Raw genomic sequence first — 26826 nt, forward strand, 5'->3', positions numbered from 1 at the left:
GACGATTGGCGCATGTTGATGTCCTCGGGGACCTAAATCTCGGGTCAGACGTTGGAGAAGGCCACCGAACGCATCTGCACTGACTTGGTGCCAGAAGGGTCGACAGCGACGCAACTGGGGACGTTCTCGTTCCTTGGCGCGATGCCAGAGAGGCGCGTTCGCGGCAGAACGGGTGAGCTGCTTGCGAAGCAGCGACATGTGGATCGTGACAGGTACCGCGGGATTCAGGCAGGAAGCGAGACCGTCGGTGGCCATGCCGAATCTCTGGACACGTGCTTGGACGTGCCCTGGCGACAGGGCGGCGAGCCTGCAATCAGCCCGATCAGCCGCACGGCACAAGCTGCGGACCTCGCCCGCCCCCCGTTTGAGGGCTATCGGGTCAACCGAGGCATGGTCATGTTAGAACCCTCATGTCTTCGCAGCCAGCACCCCTTCTCCGGACCGACGACCTCATCGACGACAGTGTTGTTGCCAACGTTGACGGAGACGAGTTTGAGCACGATGCGATCGCTGGACGAGTCGTCGAGGTGCTGAAAGCGGGTCGCACGCCGTTGAACATTGCGCTCTACGGCCCCTGGGGTTCCGGGAAGTCTAGTATCTATCGCCTCATGAAGGAGCGCATGGATGCGGACAACAGCGTGAAGCTGGTGCGTTACGACGCTTGGAAGTACGGCGGAGATTCGCTCAAACGTAACTTCATAAGTTCAACCGCACGATCTCTGGGACTCGACCACCACAAAAAGTTTATGCAGGGTCTATACGAGACGCGCCGCGAGGTCAGACTTGACTGGGTCGCATTCTTGAAGCAGCACTGGCGCTCACTCCTCCTCATTCTGCTGTTCGCTGCAACCGTCGCGACAGGATGGGCGGCCATCGTTTCACTGGCCGCTATTGCAAAGGGCCACTTCCTAGACGATTTCTGGAAGCACCTGCCCACTTCGATGCTCACACTCGGGACTGTTCTGCTTACACTTATGACGTCGCTCAAGATCGTGGACGGCGCTAATCTTACGGTCGAGTCGAGTGCGCCAAGCTCGGACGAACAATTCGCCGAGACGTTTCGCGAATTGATCGCCAGCGCAAAGAGGAAGTACGGCGCGCAACGCTTGGTCTTCTTCGTAGATGAACTCGATCGGTGCGCACCGAGCGAAGTCGTCTCGACGCTGGTCAGCCTCAAGACGTTCCTTGACGAACCCGATGCAGCTTTCGTTGTTGCCGCAGACCGTCTAGTGCTTGAAGCAGCCCTTGATGATGGCCTTCGTCAGGTCACACCCATCCGCACCAACGAGCCGTACTACAGCACCTCTGGCGCGTTTCTGGAAAAAATCTTCCAGTATCAGTTCGCGTTACCACCACTCCGAGAGCGCGCGCTGACGGGCTTCGCCAGAGATCTTGTTGCGCAAAGAGGTGGACTATGGCGACAAATTCGCGAGCACGGATCGGATGAATTGCTGGAGGCAGTCGTATATGTCCTCATACCGGCACATGTCCGCAGTCCGCGCCGCGTTAAGGCTCTTCTCAATTCGTTCGCAACGAGTTGCCGGGTTGCCGAAGCGCGGGGTATCAGCTGGCTCCCGCGTGTACTCGAACTTGCACAACTTTCGACGCTCGAGATTGAGTTCCCCGACGTAGCGCGGAGCCTTCTTAGCCACCCGTCACTTTTGCAAGCTTTGCGAAACGAGGACTCGGCTTCTGACGACGCGAAGGAAGTAGCGAACGCTCTCAAGACAGGAGCGGGACCGAGCGATCTGATCGAGGACGACGACAACGGTAGCTCAATGGATGAGAGATCGGCGGCGGTGACCGCGCTACATCGTCAACTCGTCCGATACCTCGAGCGTGTAGTAGTCACCGGCGTCGTCGATCCGAGCCCGGACCTCTTTTACCTCCAGCAGCCTGGCGGGTCGCAACGCTTCGAGAGTGAGGCGGTGGCGCGAGCTGTGGATATGAGCGCGGATGAGTCGGTCGCGACAACTTTAAGGGCCTTCGAGGGTGCCTCGCCGGCGGACTGTCTTCTCGGCATCGAGGTGCTTCTTGGTATGGCCGAGAACGCGTTTGGACCCGGTCGTGGGAACGTTCTCGAAGCGGCGGCCCGCTTGTCCGAGGAAGTGCCGGGCGAGACGCTCCGTCGCTCAGCAAGACGTTTCGTCGCACCGCTTGTCGCCGCTGAAAAGAAGCATGATCTACGGGATGCGGCGAGCCCCGGCGCGATCCGGATTCTAGCAGCGGCAGAAAGCGACAGTCTGATCCTCCTGATTGCTGGGCACGGCACTGACGCTAGAACGCTCCTCGAAGCCTCGCACCTGGCGGGGGCGATGAAACAGGAGGACATCAATGTTCTGACTGAATTCATTCTCGAACTGATCAAAAATGGCAACGATGACCTGCTGACGGAGCTTATTCTTCGGGCGGACGAGCGGATAGTTACGGAACTTGTGAAGGCGTCCGCGACCGTAATGCTCGAACGGCTTGAGAAAAGCGGCGTCGAGATGGCAGGCACTCGCGCCGTCCCCGCCCACAAAGATTTCGCCGATGCTCAGTCCAAGCTCAATGAATTGGTCAAGGCGGCCGAGGGCCGTGTTATGAATCCGGACCTGATGGTGGAGGTGATGACTTTCGCGCTTGGATCAGATGACGCAGACCTACAATCGGTCGCACTCGGTGTTGCACGTGAGCATATCGAGATCGCGGCGGAAGGGGCGCCTCGCAGCGCGATCGCGTTGATTGCGTCAAGCTACGCTGAAGATGCCGAGTTTGAGTTTTGGGCGAGCAATATAAGCGGTGGCGAGCCCGCTGCGCTGGCTGATTTCATCGTGAGGATGCTCGATTCTCTGCGTCTGGATGAGAGCGGGGAGGTCACCTCAGGTATATCGAGCGCCATCGCAAAGATCGGCGGATTGATACCGAGCATTGAGTCCACGGATGAACTGCGGGCGGGTGCGCAAGCTCTGCTCGATCAGGAGAACTGGGCTCAAGGAGGCGCGAGCAGGGTCGACAACGTGTATGGCACGGTCCGTGCGCTCGAGTCCGTTCTCGGCGCTGAGACCATTAGTGAACTGCTCTCCAGTGATATTCGGCGCGAGGCGATTGCTTCATCGTTCTCTGCTAGTGGGCTTGTTGTTCTTCGACGACAGTTGGACGCTTCCGGGTCGGATACCGTCCGACTCCTTGCCGAAGCGCTTGAGGCTGAAGCATTGAGTGAGAAGCCCCTAGTCGCGCGTCTCGAGTTCTACGCCGTACGGCGCACCGAGCGAAGTACCGTTCGTTTGTTCGCGGACATTTCAGAGTACGTAGAGAATGGCGAGGTGGAAGTGATCGCTGATTGGTTGGGGGCGAAGCCCGCGGTCGAAGATGTGCTCACGCTCATGGGCCGAGGACGGGTGAGTTTGCACCCAATCAGCGGCTACGTACGACACCTCGGCGACGCTGACGCCGATCGGCTTTGGCTTGAAGCGGAGTCGCTTGGGTGGCCCACGGCTCATCTGAGAGCGCTCGCACGCCACACTGTTGGCGACTCGGCGGTTGCCCGCCTTCGTGAACGAATCGTGCTTGCGCCACGTTCGGATGAACGGGCGGCGGCCACTGAGCGCCTTCTGACTGTCCCGTTCACTTCCCAAAGTCCAGGCTCGGATCGTTTGATGGAGATCGCCCTCGATCTTTTGAAGACTGGTATTCAGACAAATGCCGCGCTTGCGGCCCAAGTCGTGGGTCATTTGCAGATGATCCCTCGAGGTTACAAGATGTCTCTGCGTGATGAGTTCAATGCAGCGCAAGACAGGCACGCAAAGCCCTTTAATGCTGCCCAAAGTCAAAAGCTCGGAAAGCTCGGCGTGCTTCCGCCCCAGAAAAAGAGCATCCGCAAGAAAAGACGGTGAAAGTGGATTGGTGTAAATGTGGCAATTGGACCGCTCTGAAATACCTATTCAAGTGCGGTCCCGTAGATCGATAGCCCGTGCGCTTCTCTTTAATCCACCCTGGCACTTGGTTTTCGTCCTACTCCGTGTCTCTATGGACGAGTAATCTTGCAAGCCGTGTGTTCAACGCCGTGTAATGGGCCGCATCGAATTGCATACCCGGCGAATGTTGCCCATCCGCGCCCCGAGCCCCACCACCGCAACCAGGTTCACCGCGCTCCCGACCAGGAACCCCGTCGTCCCGCCCGCGACTCCCACGACGGGTCCGAGCACCGCCATGAGCCCGGCGCCGACGACGAACCCCGCGACCGAGGCAAGGGCGACCTGGCGCGAGCGTCCGGCGGCGAGCAGCAACGCCGCCGGCACGAGCCCGACGGTGAACACCCACACCGCGACCATCAGGTACCGCAGGTCGGCGACGGCAGCGGCACCCTCGGCGGGGTAGACGATCGGCAGGAACCATCCGGCGAGCAGGGCGACCGCGCCGAAGACGACGGCGGAGGCAGCAGCGAACCCGACGACGAGCAGCAGGGCGCCGCGGGAGCGTAACGACCCGCCGTCGGTCCGGTGCGCGAACGCCGGCACGAGCACCTGCCCCAACGCCTGCCCGAGCATCGACGCCGGCGTCGCCAGGGTGAACGCGGCTGCGTAGACACCGGCGTCGTGCGCCGACGACGTCACCTGCGCCGAGATCATCGTCAACTGCAGCAACCCGTTCGAGGTCACCACCGCCAGCACGTTCCACGCCGCGAACCCGAGCACCCCGGTGGCGGGTTCGTGCGAAGCCGGCGAGAAGCCGTTGCCCCGGGGCCAGCACGCGATCGCGAACACCGTGTACCCGATGGCCAGGGGCAGCAGCACGAAGGGCTCGAGCCGCGCGACGCACGCCACCACGAGCAGCCCGAGCGCCAGCACGCTCGTCACGGAGTCCCAGAGCGCGACGCGGGGCGCGCGGTCGTAGCCGAGCTGCGCGCCGCGGGCGTAGCAGTAGAGGCCGTAGCCGACGACGACCGCGGCACCGCCGAGCACCATGCCGGGGCCGTTGCCCCAGGCCAGCGCGATCGGCACGGTGACCGCCGCGAGCACCACGCTCGACACCAGCATCGACACCCCGAGCAGCCGGTTCACCGCGGCGTCCGACCGCCGGCCCCGCAGTGCGATCGCCAGGAACCGCGACGCGGTGTTGCCCGCGGCGTTCGGCCAGAGCAGGGCGACGAAGACCGAGAGTGACAGCAGCGCCGTGGTCTGCCCGAGGGTCTCGGTGCCGAACACCCGCCCGACGACGACGGTCACGAGCAGCTTCGCGACGCCCTGCACCCCGATGCCGACCGTGGCGAGCACGGCCGACGAAGCCACGGAAGACGACGGCGCCGCAGAAGCAGCAGGCCCGCTCACCGCGCCAGCGCCTGTTCCACCCAGCCACGCCGGTGCGCCCGCACCCCGAGCGTCACCGCCCGGACCCCGATGTACCCGAGGGCGAAGGCCGCCCACAGCCCCGCGAGCGTCCCGCCGGCCCACCAGAGCAGCGGCAGGTACACGACGAGGTTCACACCTCCGGCGATGGCCAGGTACCGCGCATCACCGGCACCGATCAGCACCCCGTCGAGCACGAAGACGTACCCGGCGACGGGCATCCCGACGGCGATGAGCACCAGCACGACGGGCAGGGCGTCCCGCACCGCCTGCGAGTCCGAGAACACCGGCCCGAGCACCCTGCTCACGGCAAGGGTCAGCACCCCGAGCACCACTCCACCGGCGATCCCGAGCAGCACGAGCCGTCGCGTCACCAGTCGCACCCGCTCCGGGTCACGTCCGCCGAGTCCGTGCCCGACGAGCGCCTGCCCGGCGATCGCCAGGGCGTCGAGCGCGAACGCCAGCGTCGAGAAGACGGTCAGCCCGACCTGCGTCGTCGCCAGCCCGGTGGTCCCCAGCCCGGCAGCGGCCCCGACGGTCGCGAGCATCGCGATCCGCAGCGACGCGGTCCGCAGGAACAGCCATGCCCCCGACCGCAGGGCCCGGGCGACGCCCGAGGCGCCGGGTCGCAGCGGCGCCCCCGACGACCGAGCGGCCCGCACCGCGATGCGCACGTAGACGACGGCCATCGCCCACTGCACGATGACGGTGCCGGCGGCGGATCCCTCGACACCCCAGCCGGCGCCGTAGATCAGGACGGCGTTGAGCAACCCGTTCGCGACGAACCCGATGGTCGCGACGACGAGCGGGGTCTTCGTGTCCTGCAGCCCACGCAGCAGACCCGTCGAGGCCGTCACGACCAGGATGCCGGGCAGCCCGACCAGCGAGATGGTCAGGTACGCGGTCGCGGCGGCCGACACCTCGGCCGAGGCGCCGAACAGGTCGACGAGCGGTCCGGCGAGCGGCCACCCGACCAGCGCCAGCACCACCCCCAGCACGAGCGCGAGCCACATCCCGTCGATGCCCGCGTGCACGGCTCCGCGACGGTCGCCACCACCCAGCGCCCGTGCCACGGCCGGGGTCGTCGAGTACGCCAGGAACACCAGCAGCCCGGTCACCGTCGACAGCACGGCACTCGCGAGCCCGACGGCCGCCAGCGGCGTCGCCCCGAGGTGCCCGACGAGCGCGGTGTCGGTCAGCAGGAACAGCGGCTCGACCACGAGCGCTCCGAGCGCCGGCACCGCCAGCCGCACGATGTCGCGGTCGACCGCGCGCCGCTCAGCGGTCACAGCGGGTCGCGTCGGTCGGTGCACCGACCCATTCTGTCGGCGATGCCGACCCGTCGTGGTCGCCAGGCGGGGTGGACGCGACCACGTGACGGACTGGAGGCCCGTGGCCGTGTCCGCCACGGGCCTCCAGTCCGGTGGTCCCACGTCGTCAGGCCGGACGCGCGTTCCGGCCGACCACTCGCGTCAGTCGGCGCGCGGTTCCGCGGGGACGGCGCCGGTGGCGGCGTGTGCGGGGTCGGCGACCTCGGTCGACGGCTCGTCGGTGCCACGGGCCCGGCCGATGACGTCCATCACGTGGTAGACGACGATCGCGGCGATCGTGCCGACGATGATGCCGCCGAAACTTGCCTGGCCGAAGCGGAACGTGAAGTCCGCGATGCCGATGATCAGGGCGATGCCGGCCGTCAGCTGGTTCTTCGGCTTCGAGAAGTCTACTCGGTTCTCGACCCAGATCCGGATGCCGATGACGCCGATCAGGCCGTAGAGCGCGGTGGTGGCGCCGCCGAGCACGCCGGCCGGCACCGAGGAGATGACGGCGCCGATCTTCGGCGACAGGCCGAGCAGGACGGCCGCGATGGCGGCGACCCAGTAGGCGGCGGTGGAGAAGACGCGGGTGGCGGCCATGACACCGATGTTCTCGCCGTAGGTGGTGGTGGCGGAGCCGCCGCCGACGCCCGCCAGGACGGTCGAGATGCCGTCGGCGAAGAGCGCCCGACCGGTGAGCGGCGTGAGGTCACGGCCGGTCAGCTGCCCGACGCCCTTGACGTGGCCGACGTTCTCGGCGACGAGCGCCAGGACGACCGGCACGAACGCCAGGTAGATCGCGAGCTGCGAGGGGTCGAACGCGGGAGCGGTGAACTCCGGCAGACCGATCCACGGTGCTGCGTCGACCTTCGAGAAGTCGACCTGGCCGCCGATGAGCGCCGCGACGTAGCCGACGAGCACACCGATGACGATCGACAGGCGGCCGATCAGGCCCTTGAACAGCACGGTGACCAGGATGATCGCCGCCAGGGTGATGAGCGCGATGACCGGGGCTGCCGTGAAGTTGTCGCGGGCCGCCGGAGCCAGGTTGAAGCCGATCAGGGCGACGATCGCGCCGGAGACCACCGGGGGCATCAGCCGGTCGATCCAGCCGGCACCGGCCAGGTGGACGACGAGCCCGACGATCGCGAGCAGCGCACCGACGACGATGATGCCGGACAGGGCGAGGGGGATGCCGCCGATCTTGGTCGCCGCACCGATCGGGGCGATGAACGCGAACGACGAGCCGAGGTAGCTCGGCAGGCGGTTGCCCGTGATGAGCAGGAACAGGATCGTGCCGATGCCGCTGAACAGCAGCGTCGTCGACGGCGGGAACCCGGTCAGCAGCGGCACCAGGAACGTGGCGCCGAACATCGCGACGACGTGCTGCACGCCGAGGCCGATCGTCCGGGGCCAGGTGAGCCGTTCGTCGGGTGCCACGATCGTCGTCGCGGAGACGGTCTTGCCGTCTCCGTGCAGCTTCCACGGAAGTCCCATGCGATGACCGTACCGGCAGCCGTGCGCCGGTGACGACCCGGATCGACCTGCCCCATGGGGTCGGTGGCTATCGTGGACAGCATGACCGACGTCGCACGTGCCTCCGGCATCCACACTGACGAACTCGACCCCGCGGTGCGCCCCCAGGACGACCTGTACCGCCACGTGAACGGGACCTGGATCGAGGCGACGCCGATCCCCGACGACAAGGCCCGGTACGGCTCCTTCACGGTGCTGGCCGAAGCCGCCGAGATCGCCGTGCGCGACATCATCGAACGCTCGCAGCAGGCCGCCCCCGGCACCGAGGAGCGCAAGGTCGGCGACCTCTTCACCTCGTTCACCGACGAAGCGCGACTCGAGGAGCTCGGCACCGCACCGATCGAGCACCTGCTCGCCGAGATCACCGAGATCCAGTCCGTGCCCGAGGTCATCGCCGCCGTCGGCCGCTTCGAGCGCATCGGCCTGCCGAGCTTCCTGCAGCTCTTCGTCGACAACGACCCGGGCGACCCCGAGTCCTACGTCGTGTTCCTGGAGCAGTCCGGCCTCGGGCTGCCCGACGAGTCGTACTACCGCGAAGACCGCTTCGCCGACATCCGCGAGAAGTACCGCGAGTTCGTCGCGGCGATGTTCCCGCTCGCCGGCCTCGATGACGGCGGCGCCCGCACCGAGCACGTCATCGCGCTCGAGACGGCGCTCGCCGCTCAGCACTGGGACAACGTCACCACGCGTGACAGCCAGAAGACCTACAACAAGCTGCCCTGGGCCGAGGTCGCCGCGCTCGCGAAGGGCGTCGACCTGCAGACCTGGTGGCAGGCCATCGACGCCCCGGCCGGCGCGTTCGAGACCGTCGTGGTGCGCGAGCCCTCGTTCATCACCGGCCTGGCCGACCTGCTGAACGACCAGCCGCTCGAGGTCTGGAAGGACTGGCTGCGCTGGCAGGTCATCCGTGGCTCCGCCGCGTACCTGACGAGCGCGTTCTCGGCCACGAACTTCTCGTTCTACGGCACCGCACTCACCGGCGCGCCCAAGCAGCGCGACCGCTGGAAGCGCGGCGTCTCGCTGGTCGAGGGCGCGATGGGCGAGGCCGTCGGCCGCATCTACGTGCAGGAGCACTTCGACGAGACCTCGAAGGCCAAGATGGACGACCTCGTCGCCAACCTGGTCGAGGCGTACCGGCAGAGCATCACCGCGCTCGACTGGATGACCGACGAGACCCGTGCCCGTGCGCTCGACAAGCTCGACAAGTTCACGCCGAAGATCGGCTACCCGGTGAAGTGGCGCGACTACTCGGCGCTGCCCGTCCGTGCCGACGACCTGGTCGCGAACGTCCGCGCGGTCGCCTCGTTCCAGGTCGACCGCGAGCTCGGCAAGATCGGCAAGCCGATCGACCGTGACGAGTGGTTCATGACCCCGCAGACGATCAACGCGTACTACAACCCCGGCTTCAACGAGATCGTGTTCCCGGCCGCGATCCTGCAGTTCCCGTTCTTCGACGCGAACCGCGACGCCGCCGCCAACTACGGCGCGATCGGTGCCGTCATCGGGCACGAGATCGGCCACGGCTTCGACGACCAGGGGTCGCAGTACGACGGCGACGGCAAGCTCGAGAACTGGTGGACCGAGGCCGACCGGGCGGCGTTCGAGGAGCGCACGAAGGCCCTCATCGCCCAGTACGACGCCCTGGTGCCGACCGAGGTACCCGACAGCCACGTGAACGGTGCCCTGACGATCGGCGAGAACATCGGCGACCTCGGTGGCCTGTCGATCGCGTGGAAGGCGTACCTGCTGTCGCTCGACGGTCAGGAGCCCCCGGTCGTCGACGGCCTCACCGGTGCCGAGCGCTTCTTCCTGAGCTGGGCACAGGCCTGGCGCATGGCGATCCGCCCGGAAGAGGCGGCTCGTCTGCTGAGCATCGACCCGCACTCGCCCAACGAGTTCCGCTGCAACCAGGTCGTGCGGAACATCGACGTCTGGTACGACACCTTCGGCGTGACCGAGCAGGACGCGATGTACCTCGACCCCGCCGAGCGCGTCGCGATCTGGTGATGACGGAGCCGGACGCGGCCCGGTCGTCGCGCCGCCGGCGACCGGACGACCGCCCAGCAGGTGGCGGCCGCGGTCGTGGGCGGCACAGCGGCCGGTCCGACGACCGCTTCACCGCCACCACCGAGGCCCTCGGCGCCCTCGCGCTCGAGGGCGCCGGGGTCAGCGCCTCGGTGATCGACACCTCCAGCGGCAAGGCCCTGCTCGCGATCGACGACACCCTGGTGCAGCCGGTCGCGAGCCTGGGCCGCGTCCTGCTGCTCATCGAGGTCGCCGCCCAGCTCGAGGACGGCCGCCTGCACGGTGACCGCCTGCAGCGCATGGCCCGCGACACCGCGACCGGTGCCGGCCTGTGGCAGTTCCTGCAGGAGCCGACCATGCAGGTGCCCGACCTGGCGACCCTGGTGGGGGCCACCGCCGATGCCTGGGCCATGAACGCACTGCTGTCGACCGTGAGCATCGACGCCGTCCGGGAACGCGCGGAGTCCCTGGGCATCGAGCGCACGGCGTTGATCGACCGCGTGCGGGACCGCCGCGGCCCGGATGACGCCCCCGACGCCTCCGTCGCACCGACCGGGGAGCTGTCGTGGGTGATGCGCGGACTGGCGCTCGGCGAGGTCGTCGACGAGGCGGTGTCGAACCGGGTGCTCGGCTGGTTGTCCCTGGCGAGTGACCTGAACCTGGTCGCCGGGTCCTTCGGGCTCGACCCCCTGGCGCACCGTGCGCTCGACCACGGGCTGCAGGTCGTCGCGGTCACCGGGTCGAGCACCGGCGTGCGGGCCGAGGCGGGGATCCTGCGGGGGCCCGGGTCGTCGGTCAGCTACGCCGTGACCGTCACGTTCGACGACGCCTCGTTGCAGCGGCGGTTGGCCGTCGTCGAGGCGCTGCGGACCATGGGCACCGAGGTGCTCGAGGCCGTGCACGCCCCCGCTCGTCGCTGAGGAGCATGATGCTGGGCATGACCCGGTACCTGATCTCCTTCGACGAGGGCACGATGGTGTTCCCCATGGCCGACCTGCCGGCCGTCTCCGAGGCGTCGCACGCCGTCGTCCGACAGGCGAAGTCCGCCGGTGTGTGGGTGTTCGGCGGCGGGATGATGGAAGCGTCGGCCGGCGCGGTCGTCGAGACCGACGGCACCGTCCACGATCCCGCCACACGCCCCGGTAAGGACACCTTCATCGGGGGTTTCTCGGTGATCGATGTCGAGAGCCGGGCAGATGCACTGGCCTGGGCCGCCCGCATCGCCGAGGCCTGCCGCTGTGCGCAAGAGGTGCGCGAGATCATGGACGACCCCGAGTCCTGAACGCGTTCGGTCAGGGGACGCAGACCGACTCGGCGCTCAGGCTCAGCCCGTCGACGGTGCCCCGGATGCTCGCCGTGGCGGGGTCCGCCCCGGTCGACGACGACCAGTAGTCCCGCCCCATCGCCCGGCCGCTGACCCTGAAGCCCTCCGACGTCCACAGCGCGGTCACGGCGTCGAACGGCTCCTGCGCGTCGTCGACGATCTGGAACACCGGCACGACGCTGGACGCCGTCGCGCGGGTGCCGGTCGCGTCGGGCGACCAGCTGGACCCGGTCGGGGCGCACTGTTCGGTACCCGTGGTCACGGTTGCCGGGACCCCGGCGGCGTCGGCGGAGCGCTCGAGGAACGCTCGGAGCGTCGCGGCCCGGTCGCTGACGTCGGCGGGCACCCACGGGGTCGGCGACGGGCCCGACGTCGGGGTGCCCGGGGCAGTGGCGTCCTGCGGCTTCTCGGCGTCGAGGGGGAGTCCGAGCCAGCCGCTCGTCCCGTCGAGGCCGACGGAGAACGCGGTGCGCGAAGCGCGGTGTGCATCGGCGGCTTCGTCCTTCGTCCGGACGAGGACGTCGGCGACGGCGCCGAGTCGTTCGCCGGAGATCGACAGGTACGGGCGTTCGGCCTCGGCAGCCGTGCCGGTGGGGGCCTGCGCTGTGTCGGCCGGGGCCTGCGCCGCGTCGGCGTAGGTCGTGCCCGGTGAGTAGTACAACTGCTCGACGTCGTGGTGACCGTCGCCGACCAACCCGTCGATCGTGCGCAGGAGTGCTCGGCCGGGCTGTGTCGCCGTGATGCCCACGGACACGTCACCACGGAGCAGGGAGGCCGGGTGATCATCGAGGATCGGCCGGGCCTGCTCGACGGCGTCGCTGAAGCTGATGCCCTGCACGAGCCGGATCGTTGCATCGGACGGCGTCAGCCACAGCCGACGCACGAAGGGCTCCGCACGCAACCGACCGGCCAGCTCGACGACGTCGGCGTCCATCGGGTCGATGATGACCGGAGCCGAGGCCCGGCCGCGCGGCACGTCCACGCTCACCGTCAGCGTCGTCCCGGTGACACCCCGCGCTGCCGTGTGGCGGATCCGTTCGGCGACGGCGAGGTCGGTGGTGTCGGTCGTGACCTCGAGCGACGCGATCCAGTGGTTCCGATCGTCCTTCGCGTCGACCGGACGGACCTCGCCGTCGGCCGTGTCGACCCCGGGCAGTCGTTCGATCCGGGTGATGAGCTTCGCGAGCGCCGATTCCGACCCAGCCGGCGGTGGTGGCGACGTGCACGCGGCGAGGGCGAGCACGACGCCGAGCGCGGTCGCGACGGCTGCCGCTGAACGTGTCCGTGCGCGAGCCCCCATGCGTCCGAGTCTAGGAACGGCATCACGCCGCACGGAATCGGTCGCGAGACCCATCCGTGCTCAGCGCAGGAGCACGAAGGAGCGCAGCGGCTGCGGTTCCATGTCGTGGGCCTCGACGAAGCCACGCGACTCGTAGAACGCCCGCTGCCCCGGCTCGTCGTCGGTGAGCAGGACCGTCTGGCGAACGCCGGCGTACCGCTGCAGGACGGCGTCGAGCAATGCGCCGCCGATACCGCACCGGTGCGCGGACGGCAGGACCAGGACGTCCTGCACGTACACGATCGTCACCCCGTCGGAGACCGTGCGGACCAGACCGAGCAGGCGCCCGTCGTCGTCGCGGGCCGTCAGCACGGTGTGGGAGCCGGCGATCGCCGCGGTCAGGGCTGCGGGGTCCTGCGTGTACGCGGTCCACCCGACGGCGTCGTACAGCGCCACCAGCTCATCGGTGCCGGGTCGTTCGTCGCTGTTCGTGGTGGTCACGGTGCCCATCGTGCCCGACCGCTACGAGGTCGCCTGCCCCTCCGGCACGAACGCCTGCACGGCCAGCAGTGAGGCATCGGCCGACGCACACGCCTGGAAGTCGGTGTCCTTCACGAACAGGGACTGCTTCGACCCGGGCGGGTACACGCGGAAGCCGTCCGGGGTCTCGGGCGAGCAGTCGCCCGCCGAGTAGTTCCCGGCCCGGACGATCTTGAGCGGTGCGACGGCGGTCTTGCCGGGCGCCAGCGTCACAGTGGGGTGCGGTGAACTCTTCTCCGCGACGGCCGCCGCTCCGATCTGCTTGCCGGTGCCGCCCCCGACGAACGAGACGCCGGGCCACCCCTGCACGGTGCAGGTCGTCGACCCGGTGTTCTCGAGCACCAGGTGCACGATGGCGCTGCCGGCGGCACCACCGCTGCCGGCCTCGATGCGACCGGCCAGCGACGACACCGCGCACCGGTCGCCGGAAGCCTCGCCGGTGGCACCGGATCCGGCGGACGAGCCGGACCCGGAGGACGGTGCTGCCGAGGCGGACTCCTCGGACGACTGCGGCGTGGTCGCCGACGCGGACGGCGACGGCGCGGGCGCGGTGACGGTCTCGGTGGCGGCGGGCTGCCCGTCCGAGGCGCACCCCGCCAGGGTCCCGACGGCGACGAGCCCGGTCACGACGAGCAGGAACTTCGATCGGCTGCTGCGTTGCATGGTGCACAGGCAACCACCGAACGCCGCATCTGGTTCGGTCGGCGTCCAGGGACCACGGGCACACTCCGAGGCAAGCAACCCGAGCAGCGGAGGTCGGACATGACGGGCAAGCACGAACAGGCACGAGGCGACGAGGGTCGCGCGGACGGGGTCGAACCCCGCGCCGGAGCCTTCACGGACAGCGAGATCCCGGGCGAGGAACACGTCGAGTCGACGGAGCCCGTCGGCGAGTTCGTCTCGAGCGACATCCCCGGCGAGACGCGTCCGACCGGGGACGGACCCGACGGCGAGTACGTCGACTCGGACATCCCCGGCGAGGCCGAGCCGGTCCAGAACGGCGAGGTCGGCGAGTACACCGACACCGACAAGGCCTGACGAACCCGAGCGGAAGCGAGCCCATGCTCAAGGATGAGTACTCATCCTTGAGCATGGGCTCCTCTGCGTCGTCGCTCTGCGCCTGACGGTCAGTCGATGAGCTCCGCCGCCACCAGGCGGCGGAGCGTCTCCACGCCCGCAGGCGGGCAGCGGTCCGCGTCGGCGGAGGTGACCCACTCGACCTCGTCCACCTCGGCCGAGGCGACGGGCGTGGCGGAGTCCAGCGGGCCTCCCGGCCGGACCAGGAACAGCGTCATCGCGACCATGGTCCCCGGAGCCTGCCCGTGGGCGGGCTCGAGCACGACGCCGAACGGGTCGACGTCGTCGGCGGTGAGCCGCAGGCCGGTCTCCTCGAGCGCCTCGCGCACGGCGGCCTCGACGTCGGTCTCGTGCGGCTCCGCCTTGCCGCCGGGCAGGTAGAGCACGTCGCGCGCCCGGGCGCGCACCATCAGGACACGTCGGTCACGCACCAGCAGCAGCGCACTCACGCGCAGCGTGGGCGGTTGCGGAGCGGCCTGGAGGCTCAGCTCGCGTCCGCCTGGTCGTCGCGATCCGAGGCGGTCGGGTCCAGTGCCGTGCGGTCGGCGAGCGGGACAACGGGCGACGGCAGCTCCGGCTCGGCCTCCGGCCGGACGCCGTACAGGGAGTCGATCGCCCCGACGAACTCCTCGCCGCGACCGGCGCGACCGAGCTCACGAGCGCGGACCGAGGGACGGTGCAGCAGGACGCCGACCAGGTGCCGGAGCGCCCGCTCGGTGTGCTCGACGGACTCGCCGTCGGCGTCCGCGCGGCGCTTGGCCCGCTCGATCTCGTCGTCGAGGATGTCGAACACGTGCTTGCGGAACGCCACGAGCGCCGGGGTCGTCGACTGCTCCATCGCCTGGGCGCGGAACCGGGACACGGCGTCGTCGACCATCGCGCGGGCCTCGGACTCGGCGTTCAGCTCGGAGATCGGGGCGTGGATGCTGATCGTCTCGAGGTCGAGCAGTTCGACGCCGTCGACACCGGCGGCCGCGGGGTCGACGTTGCGGGGGAGCCCGAGGTCGATGACGATGCGGCGGACCCCGTCGTCGAGGTCGGCCGGTGCGACGACCGGGACCTCGCTCGAGGTGCAGGTGATCAGGACGTCGCTCTCGCCGATGGCCTGGCGCAGGTCGCGGGCGGCGACGAGGTCGTGCTTGGCGGCGAACCAGGGCGCCCGGCCCGAGGGCGAGAACACCTGGATGTTCGTGGCGCCGCGGTCACGCAGGGCGGCGATGGTGGTGGCCGCGTAGCTGCCGGTGCCGACGAGCAGCACGCGGGTGCGGGCCCAGTCGGTGACCCGCGACGAGGCGAGTTCGAGGCCGAGGCGCACGAGCGACCGTCCGGCGGCGCCGATGCGGGTGCGGGTCTTGACGCCGCGTGAGGTGTGCGCGGCCTCTTGGAACAGGCGCTCGAGGTCCGAGGTGGTGGTGCCGTTCGACCGGGCGTCCTCGAGCGAGCGACGGACCTGGCCGGAGATCTCGGTCTCGCCGACGACGACGGACTCGAGTCCGCTCGACACGGCGAACAGGTGCTGCACGACGTCCTTGCCGTCCAGCACGTTGACGGAGTCCAGGACCTCGGTGGCGTCCAGGTCGCTCGCGGCGGCCACGGCCTGCACGGTGGCGGAGACGGCGGAGTCGCTCTCGTCGCCCGCGATGTCGAGGTACGCCTCGAAGCGGTTGCAGGTGGCGAGCACCACGGCACCGTCCAGGACGCCGGCATCCGTGACGAGTCGGCTGGCTGCCGCGGGTGCACCGATGCTCAGTCGCTCCAGGAGATCGAAGCTGGCGTTGCGATGCGACGCCGTGAGACAGATGAGCACGTAGTCAATGGTAACGCGCTCGATGGGAGAATCATCCGGTGACCGAAGCGACGACCACATCCCTCCCCGACTCCCACCCCCTGGCATCAGGGCGGACGAGTGGTTCCCGCCTGGTACGGGCCCTGCGGGGTGACCGTCCGGAGACGCTCCCGGTGTGGTTCATGCGGCAGGCCGGACGGTCCCTTCCGGAGTACCGGGAGCTTCGGATCGGCACAGCCATGCTCGACGCGTGCCTCGACCCGGAGATGGCGTCGGAGATCACCCTGCAGCCGGTCCGTCGGCACGGGGTCGACGCGGGCATCTTCTTCAGCGACATCGTCGTGCCGATCAAGCTCGCCGGAGTGGACGTCGAGATCGTCCCCGGTCGTGGCCCGGTGCTCTCGTCGCCGATCCGCACCCCCGCCGACGTCGACGCCCTCGAGCAGCTCGACCCCGCGGCCCTCGCCCCGATCGAGCAGGCCGTCCGACGCACGGTCGAGCAGCTCGGCGACACCCCGCTGATCGGCTTCGCGGGGGCGCCGTTCACCCTCGCCGCCTACCTGGTCGAGGGTGGCCCGTCCAAGGACCACATCCGCGCCCGCACGCTCATGCACGCCGACCCCGAGACCTGGTCGCGGCTGCTCGCCTGGGCCGCCGAGGTGTCCGGGATGTTCCTCCGGGCACAGGTGCTCGCCGGGGCCTCGGCCGCGCAGCTCTTCGACTCGTGGGTCGGGTCGCTCTCCCGCGCCGACTACGTCCGGTCCGTCGCACCGCACTCCGCCCAGGCGATGTCGCACGTCGCCGAGCTCGGGGTGCCGCGCATCCACTTCGGCGTCGGCAGCGGCGAGGTCCTGGCCGACATGACGACGTTCGGCACGGACACCGTCGGCGTCGACGCGGTCGGGGTCGACTGGCGCCTGCCGCTCGACCAGGCGGTCCAGCGCGTCGGCACCGGCGTCAGCGTGCAGGGCAACATCGACCCGGCGATGCTCTCGGCGCCGTGGGATGTCCTCGAAGCGCACGTCCGCGACGTCGTCCGTCGGGGCGGTGCCGCACGGGCCCACGTCGTGAACCTCGGCCACGGGGTCCCGCCCGAGACCGACCCGGCCGTCCTGACCCGGGTGGTCGAGCTGGTCCACTCGCTCGGCGACGGCCGAGCGGACGACGGTGCAGCGCAGGCCGGAGCCGACGCGTGACCGACGTCGTCGTGGTCGGCGGCGGGGTCGCCGGGCTCGTCACCGCCCGTGACCTCGCCAAGGGCGGCGCCCACGTGGTGCTCGTCGAGTCCTCGGGCGAGCTCGGGGGCATGATCCGTCGGCACACCGTCGGCGGGATCGACCTGGACATGGCGGCGGACTCCTTCGCCACCCGCACGGACGCCGTCGGCCGCCTGGCGATCGAGCTCGGGCTCGGCAACGACGTCGTCGCCCCTGACCCGCGCGGCGCCTGGCTGATGACCCGCGACGGCAGGACCTCCCCGATCCCGGCGACCGGGCTCCTCGGCATCCCGAGCACCCCGATGGCCGCCGACGTGCTGGCCGTGGTCGGCCAGAAGGGCGGCCTGCGCGCCCAGATGGACTCGCTGCTGCCCGCACCGGTGGGCGCCAAGGCCTCGTCGCTCGGCGAACTCGTCCGCCGGCGCATGGGGGAGCGGGTGCTCGACGACCTCGTGGTGCCGATCGCCGGTGGCGTGCACTCCACGCACCCCGACCAGCTCGACCCCGACCGGGTGGCTCCGGGCCTGCGTGCCGCACTGCTCCGCGAGGGCTCACTCGCCCGGGCCGTGCTGTCGCTGCGGGCGCGCGCGGCTGCCGGCACCCCGGTGCAGGGGATCCGCGGTGGGACGGTGCGCCTGGTGGACGAGCTCGTCGCCGACATGGAGACCTACGGGGTCGACGTCCGGCTGCACACCCGGGCAACCCGCATCGAGGCGCACGCGGTCGAGGTCGTCAGCGCCGACGGCTCCACCGAACGGCTGCCGGCCCAGCGCACCCTGTCCTCCGTCGCCGACCCGGAGCGCACCGCAGCCCCCGACCGGACGGGCATCCAGCTCGTCACGCTCGTCGTCGACCAGCCGGAGCTCGACGCCGCCCCGCGCGGCACCGGGATGCTCGTGCACCCCGACGCCCAGGCGGTGGCGGCGAAGGCCCTCACGCACGCGACCGTGAAGTGGCCGTGGCTGGCCGACGTGGCGGACGGGCGCCACGTCCTGCGGCTCAGCTACGCGACCACCGGGACGGACCCTGCGGGCGTCGCCACGAGCCTCCCGGTCGACCCGACCGACCCCGTCGGCAGCCGCGCGCTGCAGGACGCGTCCACGCTGCTCGGTGTGCCGATCACGGCCGACCGCGTCAGCGGCGCCGCACGCGTCGGCTGGTACGGACCGGACCTGGCCGCGGCCGGGTTGGCCGAGGGCGTCGTCGGCATCGGTGAGGCCTCGACCGGACGGGGCCTGGCGGGCATCATCGCCGCCGCTCGGACGGCAGCCGACGAGATCCTCGGTTCCTGAGCGGACCGCGCAGCCCCTGAGGGCTACTGTTGGTGAGACCGCCGGACGTATTCCGTTCGGTGCATGACCACCGCACAACCAATGCACGGAGGAATCGCACATGCGCGGAAAGCTCCTGTTCGTCGCCGGCGCCGCACTCGGGTACGTCCTGGGATCGCGAGCCGGACGGGCGCGGTACGAGCAGATCAAGACCGTCAGCGGCAAGGTCTGGAACAGCAACGGCGTCCAGAAGGGCGTGCACGTCGCCGAGGACTTCATCGCCGACAAGACCCCGGACGTCGCCGAGTTCATCGGTGAGACGACCAAGAAGGCCGTCCGCAAGGTCGGCCAGAAGAAGGACACCACCACCTCATGACCGACACCCGCGATCGCAAGTCGCGTTCGCTGTTCGGCCTGGTCGGCGACGTCCCGAAGCTCGTCAAGGGCCTGGTCAAGGGCGAGATCGACCTGCTCAAGGCCGAGATGCTCGCGAAGGCGAAGATCTTCGGCTTCGCAGCCGGTCTGCTGGTCGGTGCGCTCGTCGTCGTGCTCTACGCGATCGGCGTCCTGCTGACCGCAGCCGTCATGGGCCTCGCGACCGTGATGCCGGCGTGGCTGGCCGCACTGGTGGTGGCCGTGGCGATGCTGATCATCGCCGCGATCCTCGGCCTGATCGGCTGGAAGCGCCTGAAGAAGGGCCTGCCGATCACGCCGAAGCGCACGATCGCCAGCGTCAAGGACGACATCAACGCGGTGAAGGGCCTCGGCAAGAAGCCGACCCCGCCGACGCAGTACGGCAGCCGCAAGCCGGACGTCGACGGCCGCTCCCTGAGCGCCGACAGCCCCGACAGCCGCACCACCGACGGAGGAACCGTGACCGACCCGCACGACGATCTCGCTGCTCGCGTCGCCGCGACCCGCGCCCAGCTGTTCGACACCCTCGACGCGATCGAGGACAAGCTCAACGTCCCGAAGCAGATCGGGATCGCGGCGTCGAAGTTCAAGCGCGGCCTCGACGAGAAGCCGGTGCCCTACCTGGCCGGTCTCGCAGCCGGTGTGGCGGTGGTCGGGGGTATCGTCGTGCTGGTGCTCCGACGGCGGTAGATCGCCCGAGCGCGGTCCACCGGATGCGGGGCGGCCAACACCCTGGCAACCGATAGGACAATGGATCCATGAGCTCCGACGCGCCCACGAACACCGGGCCCGTGCCCGCGCACGACCATCCCCACACGGAACCCGCTGAGACCGGTCACCCGGACTCCGGGATCGACCCGAACCTGCTGACGGCCTACGCCCTCTGGGCTGTGTTCCGCCGGCCCCTCGGTCCGGTCCACCGCGTCGGCGACGACGCCGTGGCCGAACTCGACACCGTGATCGCCAGCGCCGCCGAGCGCGGGGTCACGATCCGTGGCTTCTACGACGTCTCGGCCTTCCGTGCCGACGCCGACGTCATGGTCTGGCTGCACGGCGACGATGCGCAGGCCATCCAGGCCGTGCTGCGCGAGATCCGTCGCACCGGGCTGTTCCAGGACGCCGAGCCGGTCTGGCACGTGATGGCCATGCACCGCGAGGCCGAGTTCAACAAGCGGCACACCCCCGCGTTCCTGCGCGGCAAGGACCCCGAGGCGTGGATCACGGTGTACCCGTTCGTCCGCTCCTACGAGTGGTACCTGCTGCCGGAAGAGGAGCGCTCGAAGATGCTCCGCGACCACGGCGTCGCCGGCGCGAAGTACCGCCGCGTGCTCACGAACACCATCGCGACCTTCGCCCTGAGCGACTACGAGTGGATCCTGCCGCTCGAGAGCCCGGACCTCGTCGACCTGGTCGACCTGATGCGCGATCTCCGCTACACCGAAGCGCGCATGCACGTGCGCGAAGAGGTCCCCTTCTTCACGGGTCGTCGCGTGACGACCGCCGAACTCCCGGAGGTGCTGTCATGACCGACACCAGCATGATCACGAACGGCCAGGTCCTCGCCGCCACCCCCGCGGCGGCGTCCGGTCCCGAGCACGTCGAGACCCCGACCGCCTACGACGCGATCCTGCTCGCCGGCTTCGGTGGCCCCGAGGGCCAGGACGACGTCATCCCCTTCCTGCGGAACGTCACCCGCGGCCGCGGGATCCCGGACGAGCGTCTCGAAGAGGTGGCGCACCACTACCGCCACTTCGGCGGCGTGAGCCCGATCAACGCGCAGAACCGTGCGCTCAAGGCCGCGCTCGAGGCCGAGCTGGCGTCGCGCGGCATCGACATGCCGGTCCTCTGGGGCAACCGCAACTGGGAGCCCTACCTCGAAGAAGCCTTCACCGAGGCGGCGGACAAGGGCTACACGAAGCTCGTCGCCATCGCCACGAGCGCGTACTCGTCGTTCTCGAGCTGCCGGCAGTACCGCGAGGACTACGCCCGCGTGCTCAACGAGACCGGTCTGATCGACACCATCCAGATCGACAAGATCCGCCAGTTCTTCGACCACCCGGGCTTCGTCCGCCCGTTCATCGACGGCGTCCGCGACGGCATGGCCCGTGCGATCGCCGAGAACGAGGGCCTCGACGTCGCGACCGAGCTGCAGGTGCTCTTCTCGACGCACTCCATCCCCTCGACCGACGCCGCCCGCTCGGGCCCCGACTACCGCGGGTTCGACGAGCACGGCGCGTACGAGGCGCAGCACCTGGCCGTCGGCGAGGTCGTCCTCGACCAGGCCTGGGCCGAGCTCCTCGAGCAGCCCGAGCACGCGCACCTGCAGGGCACGTCGAAGCCCGCCTGGAAGCTCGTCTACCAGTCGCGCTCCGGCCCCCCGACCCAGCCGTGGCTCGAGCCCGACATCAACGACTACATGAACGAGGACCTCAAGGGCGGCCCGACGCGTGCCGTGCTGATCGTCCCGCTCGGCTTCGTCAGCGACCACATGGAGGTCATGTGGGACCTCGACGAGGAAGCCACCGAGACCGCCGGTGAGCTCGGCTTCTGGTCGCTCCGCACGCAGACCCCCGGCATCGACCCGGCCTACGTGTCCGGTCTCGTCGACCTGGTGCTCGAGCGCGTCAACGGCACGCCCAAGGCCGAGCGTCCGCACATGACCGACATCGGCCCCTGGTACGACGTGTGCCGTCCCGGGTGCTGCGAGAACGTGCGAGCGGGGTTCAAGCCCGCTGCCGCGGGCGTCGCTCCGTGACCGACACGACCGTGAACGACCCCAGCGCCACCGGGCACGACGGCCCGACCCCGATCCGGCTCGGCACCCGTGCCAGCCGGCTCGCGGTCGCGCAGTCACAGGACGTCGCCGACCGCCTGGCGAAGGCGGCTGGTCGCCCCGTCGAACTCGTCACCGTCACGAGCGAGGGCGACACGAACCGTGCCTCCCTCGCGTCGCTCGGCGGCACCGGTGTCTTCGCCAGCGCCCTGCGTGAAGCGCTCGTCGCGGGCGAGGTCGACGTGCTCGTGCACTCGCTCAAGGACCTGCCGACCGCGCCGTACCCGGGCCTGACGATCGGTGGCGTGCCGAAGCGTGCGGACGCCCGTGACGTCCTCGTCGCCCGGAACGGCGCCACCGTCGACACCCTGCCCGAGGGCGCGAAGGTCGGCACGGGTTCGCCCCGCCGTGCCGCGCAGCTCCGTGCGCAGCGCCCCGACCTCGACGTGGTCGACATCCGCGGCAACATCGACACCCGCCTCGGCCGGGTGGACGACGACCTCGACGCCGTGGTGCTCGCCGCCGCCGGCCTCGGGCGCATCGACCGCCTGTCGGCCGCCACGGAACTGCTCGACCTCGGCTTCTGGCCCAGTGCTCCCGGACAGGGCGCGCTCGCGGTGGAGATCCGCTCGGACGAGACCGACCGTGGGCTGCTCGCCGCACTCCGCAAGATCGAGCACGCCCCCACCCGCCTGACGGTGACGGCCGAGCGCGAGGTCCTCGCCAAGCTCGAGGCCGGCTGCTCCGCCCCGATCGGTGCGACGGCCGTGGTGGACGCCGAGCTCCTGCTCGTGTCCGCGACCGTCTACCGCCCCGACGGCACCGAGTACCGCACCGCGTCGCACGCGGCCGTGCTCGACGGGTCGGCGCAGGACCGTCTCGACGAGGCGCTCGCGGTCGGCGGTCGCGTGGCGACCGAGCTGCTCGAGAACGGCGCTGCCGACCTCGCCGACCTGGCGACCACCGTCGCCGAGGACACCACGGACGGGCCGTACACCGCGGGTCCCGGCCTCGCGACGCCGGCCGAGTAGGCGGTCACCACGGAACCCTCCACCACCGCGACGGACGAGGCGCGACCCCCGGTCGTCCTCGTCCCGCGTGGCGGTGCGTGGGGGGACCGGGTCGCCGAAGCGGCGCGGGTTCGAGGGCTCGCGCCCGTCGTCGTCCCCCTCATCACGGACGCTCCGCCGTCCGACCCCTCCGCGCTCGACGCTGCGGTCCGCCGCCTGGTCGCGTCCGGTTGGGCCGGGAGGTCCGGATCACCCGTTGCTGTCGGCGAACGAACCCCCGTGGCTGGTTACGCATGGGTGGTGGTGACCAGCGCGACGGCCGTGACGGTCCTGTCGGAACGCGTGGCGGGCCTCCCGGCCGGGGTGCGCGTCGCTGCGGTCGGCGAGCCGACCGCCCGTGCCGCGCGCGCTGCGGGCTGGGTCGTCGACCTGGTGCCGACCGAGACGTCCGCCGCGGGCCTGGTGCAGGAGTTGCCGGACACCGACGGCACCGTGCTGTTCCCCCGCTCCGAGATCGCGGCACCGACCCTCGTCGACGGCCTCCGTGCCCGCGGCATCGACGTGGACGACGTGGTCGCGTACCGTACCGTGGGGACCGGCGACGAGCCGATCACCCTCGAGACGACGCCCGCTGCGGTGCTCGTGACGAGCGGCAGCGTCGCCCGTGAGATCGCCCGCCGGATGACCCCGCTCGACCCCCGCACCGTCGTGGCCTGCATCGGCCCCGGGACCGCGACCGACGCCCGTGCGGCCGGACTGCCCGTGCACGCGGTCGGAGGCACCAGGTCCGCAGAAGCCCTGCTCGACGCCGTCGTCGAGGCACTGAACCCAACCACCCCCCACCAGGAAGGTCACCCGTGACTGGACGCTTCCCCCAGGTCCGCCCCCGTCGGCTCCGCGCCACCCCCGCGATGCGACGACTCGTGGCCGAGACCCGGCTCCACCCCGCCGAGCTCGTGCTGCCGATGTTCATCCGCGAAGGCGCGACCGACGCCGTGGACATCTCGAGCATGCCGGGGGTGCAGCAGCACTCCCTTGACTCGTTCCGCCGCGCGCTCGTCGACGCCGCGTCGGTCGGTGTGGGTGGCGTGAACCTGTTCGGCGTCCCGACCACGAAGGACGCCACCGGCTCCGGTGCGACCGACCCGGACGGCATCCTCAACGTGGCCATCCGGGTGGCCAAGGAAGAGGTCGGTGATGCCCTCGTGGTGCAGTCCGACCTGTGCCTCGACGAGTTCACCGACCACGGACACTGCGGTGTGCTGGCAGCCGACGGCTCCGTCGACAACGACGCCACCCTGCTGCGCTACCGCGACATGGCGGTCGCGCAGGCCGAAGCCGGTGCCGAGCTCGTCTGCATGAGCGGCATGATGGACGGCCAGATCGCCGCCGCACGTGACGCCCTCGACGGCGCCGGACACAGCGGGACCGCGCTGCTCGCCTACGCCGCCAAGTACGCCTCGGCGTTCTACGGGCCCTTCCGCGAGGCCGTGTCGTCGTCGCTCGTCGGTGACCGCCGGACGTACCAGATCGACGCCGCGAACGGTCGGCAGGGGCTCCGCGAGGTCGAGCTCGACGTCGACGAGGGCGCCGACATCGTGATGGTGAAGCCCGCGATGAGCTACCTCGACGTGCTCGCCGAGACCGCGGCCACCTCGCCGGTCCCGGTCTGGGCGTACCAGATCTCCGGCGAGTACGCGATGATCACCGCAGCAGCGCAGAACGGGTGGATCGACCGCGACGCCGCCGCGATGGAGTCGCTCGTCGGCATCAAGCGCGCCGGCGCCGACGCGATCCTGACCTACTTCGCCGTCGACATCGCGCGGAAGCTCAACGAGGAGGCGGGCCTCCGCACCTCGGGCAGCACCGCGGACGTCGCCGGCATCGCCTCGACCGGGAAGGCCCCCGAATGACCACGAACGACCAGCTGTTCGGCCGTGCCAAGAACGCGATCCCGGGTGGTGTGAACTCCCCGGTCCGCGCCTACGGGTCGGTCGGTGGCACCCCGCGGTTCCTGGTGTCCGCGAAGGGCGCCTACGTCACCGACGCCGAGGGTCGCGAGTACGTCGACCTCGTCGCGTCGTGGGGCCCCGCGATCCTCGGTCATGCCCACCCCGGCACGGTCGAGGCGGTGCAGCAGGCCGCCGCGCGCGGGCTGTCGTTCGGGGCGTCGACCCCCGGTGAGACCGAGCTTGCCGAACTGGTGAAGCAGCGGGTGTCGGTGGACGGCGACGGCCCCATCGAGAAGCTCCGGATGGTGTCGACCGGCACCGAGGCCACGATGACGGCGATCCGGCTGGCCCGCGGCTACACCGGTCGCGACCTGCTCGTGAAGTTCGCCGGGCACTACCACGGGCACTCGGACTCCCTGCTGGCCGAGGCCGGCTCGGGCGTCGCGACCCTGGCCATGCCGGGCAGTGCGGGCATCACCGCCGAGACCGCGGCGCAGACCCTCGTACTGCCGTACAACGACCTCGACGCCGTCCGCCGGGCCTTCGACGAGCACTCCGAGCGCATCGCCGCCGTCATCGTCGAGTCCGCCGCGGCGAACATGGGCGTCCTGGCACCGGAGCGCGGCTTCAACCGTGCCCTGGCGCAGATCACCCGGTCGCACGGGGCGCTGCTCATCGTCGACGAGGTCCTGACCGGGTTCCGCGTCGGTGCTGCCGGCTGGTGGGGCCTCGAGGCGTCGAAGGTCGTGCCGGACGGTGCCGGGTGGAAGCCCGACCTCATCACGTTCGGCAAGGTCATCGGCGGTGGCATGCCGCTCGCCGCACTCGGCGGTCGGCGTGAGGTCATGGACTTCCTCGCCCCGCTCGGGCCGGTGTACCAGGCGGGGACCCTGTCGGGGAACCCGTTGGCCGTCGCCGCCGGCATCGCCACGCTGCGGGCCGCGACGCCGTCCGTGTACGAGTCGCTGAACCGCACGGCTGCGGTCATCTCCGCGGCCACGTCGGACGCCCTGTCGGCCGAGGGCGTCGCCCACACCGTGCAGCGCGCCGGCAACCTGTTCTCGTTCGCGTTCACCGAGCAGACACCGCGGAACTACGACGACGTGCGGGCGCAGGACGTGTTCCGCTACGCGCCGTTCTTCCACGCGATGCTCGACGCCGGGGTGACCCTGCCGCCGAGCGTCTTCGAGGCGTGGTTCGTCACGGCCGCACACGACGACCGTGCGGTCGGACGGATCCTCGACGCCCTGCCCGCGGCCGCGAAGGCTGCTGCCGCCGCGACCGCGTGACGGGCGTCGGGGCTCAGGAGCAGTCTGCCTTCGTGAAGGTCGTGTCGACGGTCTTCGACGAGCCCTCGAACTCGTAGGTGTACCGCATGTCGACGTCCTCGTCGAGGAGCTTCTTCGTCTCGCTGTTCGAGCAGAGGTTCGGCCCGACGGCGTCGCGGATGGCCCCCTCGGTGATCGAGGCCGGGTCGACGTTCGACGACACCGTGTAGTCGTAGTGGATCGCGGCGCCCTCGGCCTCGATCCCGGTCCACGTCGTGACGGAGTCGACCTGCTTGGGCAGGTTGCTCTGCTCGCGGATCTGCTCGACGGCCTTCGAGACCTTCTCTTCCGTGGAGTCGCTGAAGGCCGCGTTGAGGCCCTGACGGACGAGGAACGCCACCACCACGGCCACGACGACGCCGAGCACCGAGATCAGGACGCGCTTGCCTCGGGACGACGACGACTTGGGCGGGGGTGCGTAGGGAGCGGCGCCGGCCGGGGCCTGGTACGGCTGGCCGGCGGGCGGCTGCTGCTGCGCGTAGGGCTGGCCGGCGGGCTGCTGCGGGTACTGCTGGCCGTTCGGCTGGCCCGTGTTCGGCTGCCCGTCGTTCGGCTGCGGTTCCGACCCCGGGTAGGGCGGCGGCGTGTTCGTCATGGTTCCCCCTGGTGACGGTCCGCGGCGTGACACCGTGGGGCGGTGCCGGGGTCCCTCCC

At 70.0% G+C, this 26826-nt stretch carries 24 protein-coding genes; 15 read left to right on the forward strand and 9 right to left on the reverse strand.

What is annotated here, in order from left to right; genetic code table 11:
• Positions 1 to 410: 410 nt before the first annotated feature.
• Positions 411 to 3875 (forward strand): KAP family P-loop NTPase fold protein, encoded by a 3465-nt coding sequence (locus ACZZ9K_RS11180; RefSeq protein ID WP_463444064.1) that lies wholly within the window; start codon positions 411 to 413, stop codon positions 3873 to 3875.
• Positions 3876 to 4037: 162 nt separating this feature from the next.
• Here ACZZ9K_RS11180 and ACZZ9K_RS11185 read toward each other — a convergent pair whose 3' ends face one another.
• The 3 genes from ACZZ9K_RS11185 to ACZZ9K_RS11195 all read right to left on the reverse strand — a co-directional run bounded on the left by ACZZ9K_RS11185 (position 4038) and on the right by ACZZ9K_RS11195 (position 8137).
• On the reverse strand, positions 4038 to 5255 hold the full coding sequence (locus ACZZ9K_RS11185) for a lipopolysaccharide biosynthesis protein (RefSeq protein ID WP_463444065.1): 1218 nt from the start codon (positions 5253 to 5255) through the stop codon (positions 4038 to 4040).
• Between the two features lie 50 nt (positions 5256 to 5305).
• Positions 5306 to 6616: an MATE family efflux transporter gene (locus tag ACZZ9K_RS11190; protein WP_463444066.1), complete on the reverse strand. Its 1311-nt coding sequence runs from the start codon at positions 6614 to 6616 to the stop codon at positions 5306 to 5308.
• A gap of 183 nt (positions 6617 to 6799) precedes the next feature.
• On the reverse strand, positions 6800 to 8137 hold the full coding sequence (locus tag ACZZ9K_RS11195) for a uracil-xanthine permease family protein (RefSeq protein WP_071248865.1): 1338 nt from the start codon (positions 8135 to 8137) through the stop codon (positions 6800 to 6802).
• Positions 8138 to 8218: 81 nt separating this feature from the next.
• On the opposite strand from ACZZ9K_RS11195, the gene ACZZ9K_RS11200 reads away from it, so the two are divergent.
• From ACZZ9K_RS11200 to ACZZ9K_RS11210, 3 genes are read left to right on the forward strand one after another with little or no spacing between them, the layout of a single operon-like run.
• Positions 8219 to 10183 carry a M13 family metallopeptidase gene (locus tag ACZZ9K_RS11200; RefSeq protein WP_463444067.1) on the forward strand — a complete coding sequence of 655 codons (1965 nt, stop codon included), beginning with the start codon at positions 8219 to 8221 and terminating at the stop codon, positions 10181 to 10183.
• Positions 10183 to 11121 (forward strand): serine hydrolase, encoded by a 939-nt coding sequence (locus ACZZ9K_RS11205; RefSeq protein ID WP_463444068.1) that lies wholly within the window; start codon positions 10183 to 10185, stop codon positions 11119 to 11121. Before ACZZ9K_RS11200 ends, ACZZ9K_RS11205 begins: the two co-directional genes overlap by 1 nt.
• 17 nt (positions 11122 to 11138) lie before the next feature.
• A complete protein-coding gene (locus ACZZ9K_RS11210) occupies positions 11139 to 11483 on the forward strand; it encodes a YciI family protein (protein ID WP_138802267.1) in 345 nt (114 codons plus the stop codon).
• A 10-nt stretch (positions 11484 to 11493) separates the two neighbouring features.
• Here the strand turns inward: ACZZ9K_RS11210 and ACZZ9K_RS11215 are convergent, their stop codons facing one another.
• The 3 genes from ACZZ9K_RS11215 to ACZZ9K_RS11225 are packed head-to-tail and all read right to left on the reverse strand — an operon-like array spanning position 11494 to position 14007.
• On the reverse strand, positions 11494 to 12825 hold the full coding sequence (locus tag ACZZ9K_RS11215; protein ID WP_463444069.1) for a hypothetical protein: 1332 nt from the start codon (positions 12823 to 12825) through the stop codon (positions 11494 to 11496).
• Positions 12826 to 12885: 60 nt separating this feature from the next.
• Complete coding sequence (locus tag ACZZ9K_RS11220; protein WP_260678779.1) at positions 12886 to 13305, reverse strand: GNAT family N-acetyltransferase; 420 nt, start codon at positions 13303 to 13305, stop codon at positions 12886 to 12888.
• Positions 13306 to 13326: 21 nt separating this feature from the next.
• On the reverse strand, positions 13327 to 14007 hold the full coding sequence (locus tag ACZZ9K_RS11225; protein ID WP_463444070.1) for a DUF4232 domain-containing protein: 681 nt from the start codon (positions 14005 to 14007) through the stop codon (positions 13327 to 13329).
• Positions 14008 to 14106: 99 nt separating this feature from the next.
• On the opposite strand from ACZZ9K_RS11225, the gene ACZZ9K_RS11230 reads away from it, so the two are divergent.
• Entirely contained in the window at positions 14107 to 14382 is a 276-nt protein-coding gene (locus ACZZ9K_RS11230; protein ID WP_138802271.1) for a hypothetical protein, read from the forward strand.
• Between the two features lie 89 nt (positions 14383 to 14471).
• Here the strand turns inward: ACZZ9K_RS11230 and ACZZ9K_RS11235 are convergent, their stop codons facing one another.
• Entirely contained in the window at positions 14472 to 14870 is a 399-nt protein-coding gene (locus tag ACZZ9K_RS11235; protein ID WP_260678780.1) for an NUDIX hydrolase, read from the reverse strand.
• Between the two features lie 35 nt (positions 14871 to 14905).
• Entirely contained in the window at positions 14906 to 16228 is a 1323-nt protein-coding gene (locus ACZZ9K_RS11240; RefSeq protein ID WP_110863603.1) for a glutamyl-tRNA reductase, read from the reverse strand.
• A 38-nt stretch (positions 16229 to 16266) separates the two neighbouring features.
• Here ACZZ9K_RS11240 and hemE point away from each other — a divergent pair, with 38 nt between their 5' ends.
• From hemE to hemL, 10 genes are all read left to right on the forward strand, one after another.
• Positions 16267 to 17403 (forward strand): uroporphyrinogen decarboxylase, encoded by a 1137-nt coding sequence (gene hemE / locus ACZZ9K_RS11245; protein WP_051597048.1) that lies wholly within the window; start codon positions 16267 to 16269, stop codon positions 17401 to 17403.
• Positions 17400 to 18716, forward strand: coding sequence for a protoporphyrinogen/coproporphyrinogen oxidase (locus ACZZ9K_RS11250; RefSeq protein ID WP_463444071.1), 1317 nt, complete (start codon positions 17400 to 17402; stop codon positions 18714 to 18716). Before hemE ends, ACZZ9K_RS11250 begins: the two co-directional genes overlap by 4 nt.
• A 100-nt stretch (positions 18717 to 18816) precedes the next feature.
• A complete protein-coding gene (locus tag ACZZ9K_RS11255; protein WP_017887727.1) occupies positions 18817 to 19071 on the forward strand; it encodes a hypothetical protein in 255 nt (84 codons plus the stop codon).
• Complete coding sequence (locus ACZZ9K_RS11260) at positions 19068 to 19799, forward strand: phage holin family protein (RefSeq protein WP_463444072.1); 732 nt, start codon at positions 19068 to 19070, stop codon at positions 19797 to 19799. Before ACZZ9K_RS11255 ends, ACZZ9K_RS11260 begins: the two co-directional genes overlap by 4 nt.
• Positions 19800 to 19867: 68 nt before the next feature.
• Positions 19868 to 20635 (forward strand): hydrogen peroxide-dependent heme synthase, encoded by a 768-nt coding sequence (hemQ, locus tag ACZZ9K_RS11265; RefSeq protein WP_250895791.1) that lies wholly within the window; start codon positions 19868 to 19870, stop codon positions 20633 to 20635.
• On the forward strand, positions 20632 to 21864 hold the full coding sequence (locus tag ACZZ9K_RS11270) for a ferrochelatase (protein ID WP_027467028.1): 1233 nt from the start codon (positions 20632 to 20634) through the stop codon (positions 21862 to 21864). Before hemQ ends, ACZZ9K_RS11270 begins: the two co-directional genes overlap by 4 nt.
• Positions 21861 to 22913, forward strand: coding sequence for a hydroxymethylbilane synthase (hemC, locus tag ACZZ9K_RS11275; protein ID WP_463444073.1), 1053 nt, complete (start codon positions 21861 to 21863; stop codon positions 22911 to 22913). Before ACZZ9K_RS11270 ends, hemC begins: the two co-directional genes overlap by 4 nt.
• 258 nt (positions 22914 to 23171) lie before the next feature.
• Positions 23172 to 23753: a uroporphyrinogen-III synthase gene (locus ACZZ9K_RS11280; protein WP_463444074.1), complete on the forward strand. Its 582-nt coding sequence runs from the start codon at positions 23172 to 23174 to the stop codon at positions 23751 to 23753.
• On the forward strand, positions 23750 to 24805 hold the full coding sequence (gene hemB / locus ACZZ9K_RS11285; protein ID WP_269780227.1) for a porphobilinogen synthase: 1056 nt from the start codon (positions 23750 to 23752) through the stop codon (positions 24803 to 24805). Before ACZZ9K_RS11280 ends, hemB begins: the two co-directional genes overlap by 4 nt.
• Complete coding sequence (gene hemL / locus ACZZ9K_RS11290) at positions 24802 to 26133, forward strand: glutamate-1-semialdehyde 2,1-aminomutase (protein ID WP_463444075.1); 1332 nt, start codon at positions 24802 to 24804, stop codon at positions 26131 to 26133. Before hemB ends, hemL begins: the two co-directional genes overlap by 4 nt.
• 13 nt (positions 26134 to 26146) lie before the next feature.
• Here hemL and ACZZ9K_RS11295 read toward each other — a convergent pair whose 3' ends face one another.
• The gene (locus tag ACZZ9K_RS11295; protein ID WP_463444076.1) at positions 26147 to 26767 is read right to left on the reverse strand and encodes a hypothetical protein; all 621 of its coding nucleotides are present in this window, start codon (positions 26765 to 26767) and stop codon (positions 26147 to 26149) included.
• Positions 26768 to 26826 lie beyond the last annotated feature (59 nt).

This window comes from Curtobacterium sp. AC268 (assembly GCF_979258745.1).

Excerpts from the sequence above, each read along its gene's own strand:
- ACZZ9K_RS11270 (WP_027467028.1), top strand. The coding sequence starts at position 20,632 with ATGACCGACACCAGCATGATCACGAACGGCCAGGTCCTCGCCGCCACC.
- ACZZ9K_RS11195 (WP_071248865.1), bottom strand. The coding sequence starts at position 8,137 with ATGGGACTTCCGTGGAAGCTGCACGGAGACGGCAAGACCGTCTCCGCG.
- ACZZ9K_RS11180 (WP_463444064.1), top strand. The coding sequence starts at position 411 with ATGTCTTCGCAGCCAGCACCCCTTCTCCGGACCGACGACCTCATCGAC.
- hemL (WP_463444075.1), top strand. The coding sequence starts at position 24,802 with ATGACCACGAACGACCAGCTGTTCGGCCGTGCCAAGAACGCGATCCCG.
- ACZZ9K_RS11210 (WP_138802267.1), top strand. The coding sequence starts at position 11,139 with ATGACCCGGTACCTGATCTCCTTCGACGAGGGCACGATGGTGTTCCCC.
- ACZZ9K_RS11255 (WP_017887727.1), top strand. The coding sequence starts at position 18,817 with ATGCGCGGAAAGCTCCTGTTCGTCGCCGGCGCCGCACTCGGGTACGTC.
- ACZZ9K_RS11215 (WP_463444069.1), bottom strand. The coding sequence starts at position 12,825 with ATGGGGGCTCGCGCACGGACACGTTCAGCGGCAGCCGTCGCGACCGCG.
- ACZZ9K_RS11230 (WP_138802271.1), top strand. The coding sequence starts at position 14,107 with ATGACGGGCAAGCACGAACAGGCACGAGGCGACGAGGGTCGCGCGGAC.
- ACZZ9K_RS11260 (WP_463444072.1), top strand. The coding sequence starts at position 19,068 with ATGACCGACACCCGCGATCGCAAGTCGCGTTCGCTGTTCGGCCTGGTC.
- ACZZ9K_RS11200 (WP_463444067.1), top strand. The coding sequence starts at position 8,219 with ATGACCGACGTCGCACGTGCCTCCGGCATCCACACTGACGAACTCGAC.
- ACZZ9K_RS11205 (WP_463444068.1), top strand. The coding sequence starts at position 10,183 with ATGACGGAGCCGGACGCGGCCCGGTCGTCGCGCCGCCGGCGACCGGAC.
- ACZZ9K_RS11225 (WP_463444070.1), bottom strand. The coding sequence starts at position 14,007 with ATGCAACGCAGCAGCCGATCGAAGTTCCTGCTCGTCGTGACCGGGCTC.
- hemQ (WP_250895791.1), top strand. The coding sequence starts at position 19,868 with ATGAGCTCCGACGCGCCCACGAACACCGGGCCCGTGCCCGCGCACGAC.
- ACZZ9K_RS11295 (WP_463444076.1), bottom strand. The coding sequence starts at position 26,767 with ATGACGAACACGCCGCCGCCCTACCCGGGGTCGGAACCGCAGCCGAAC.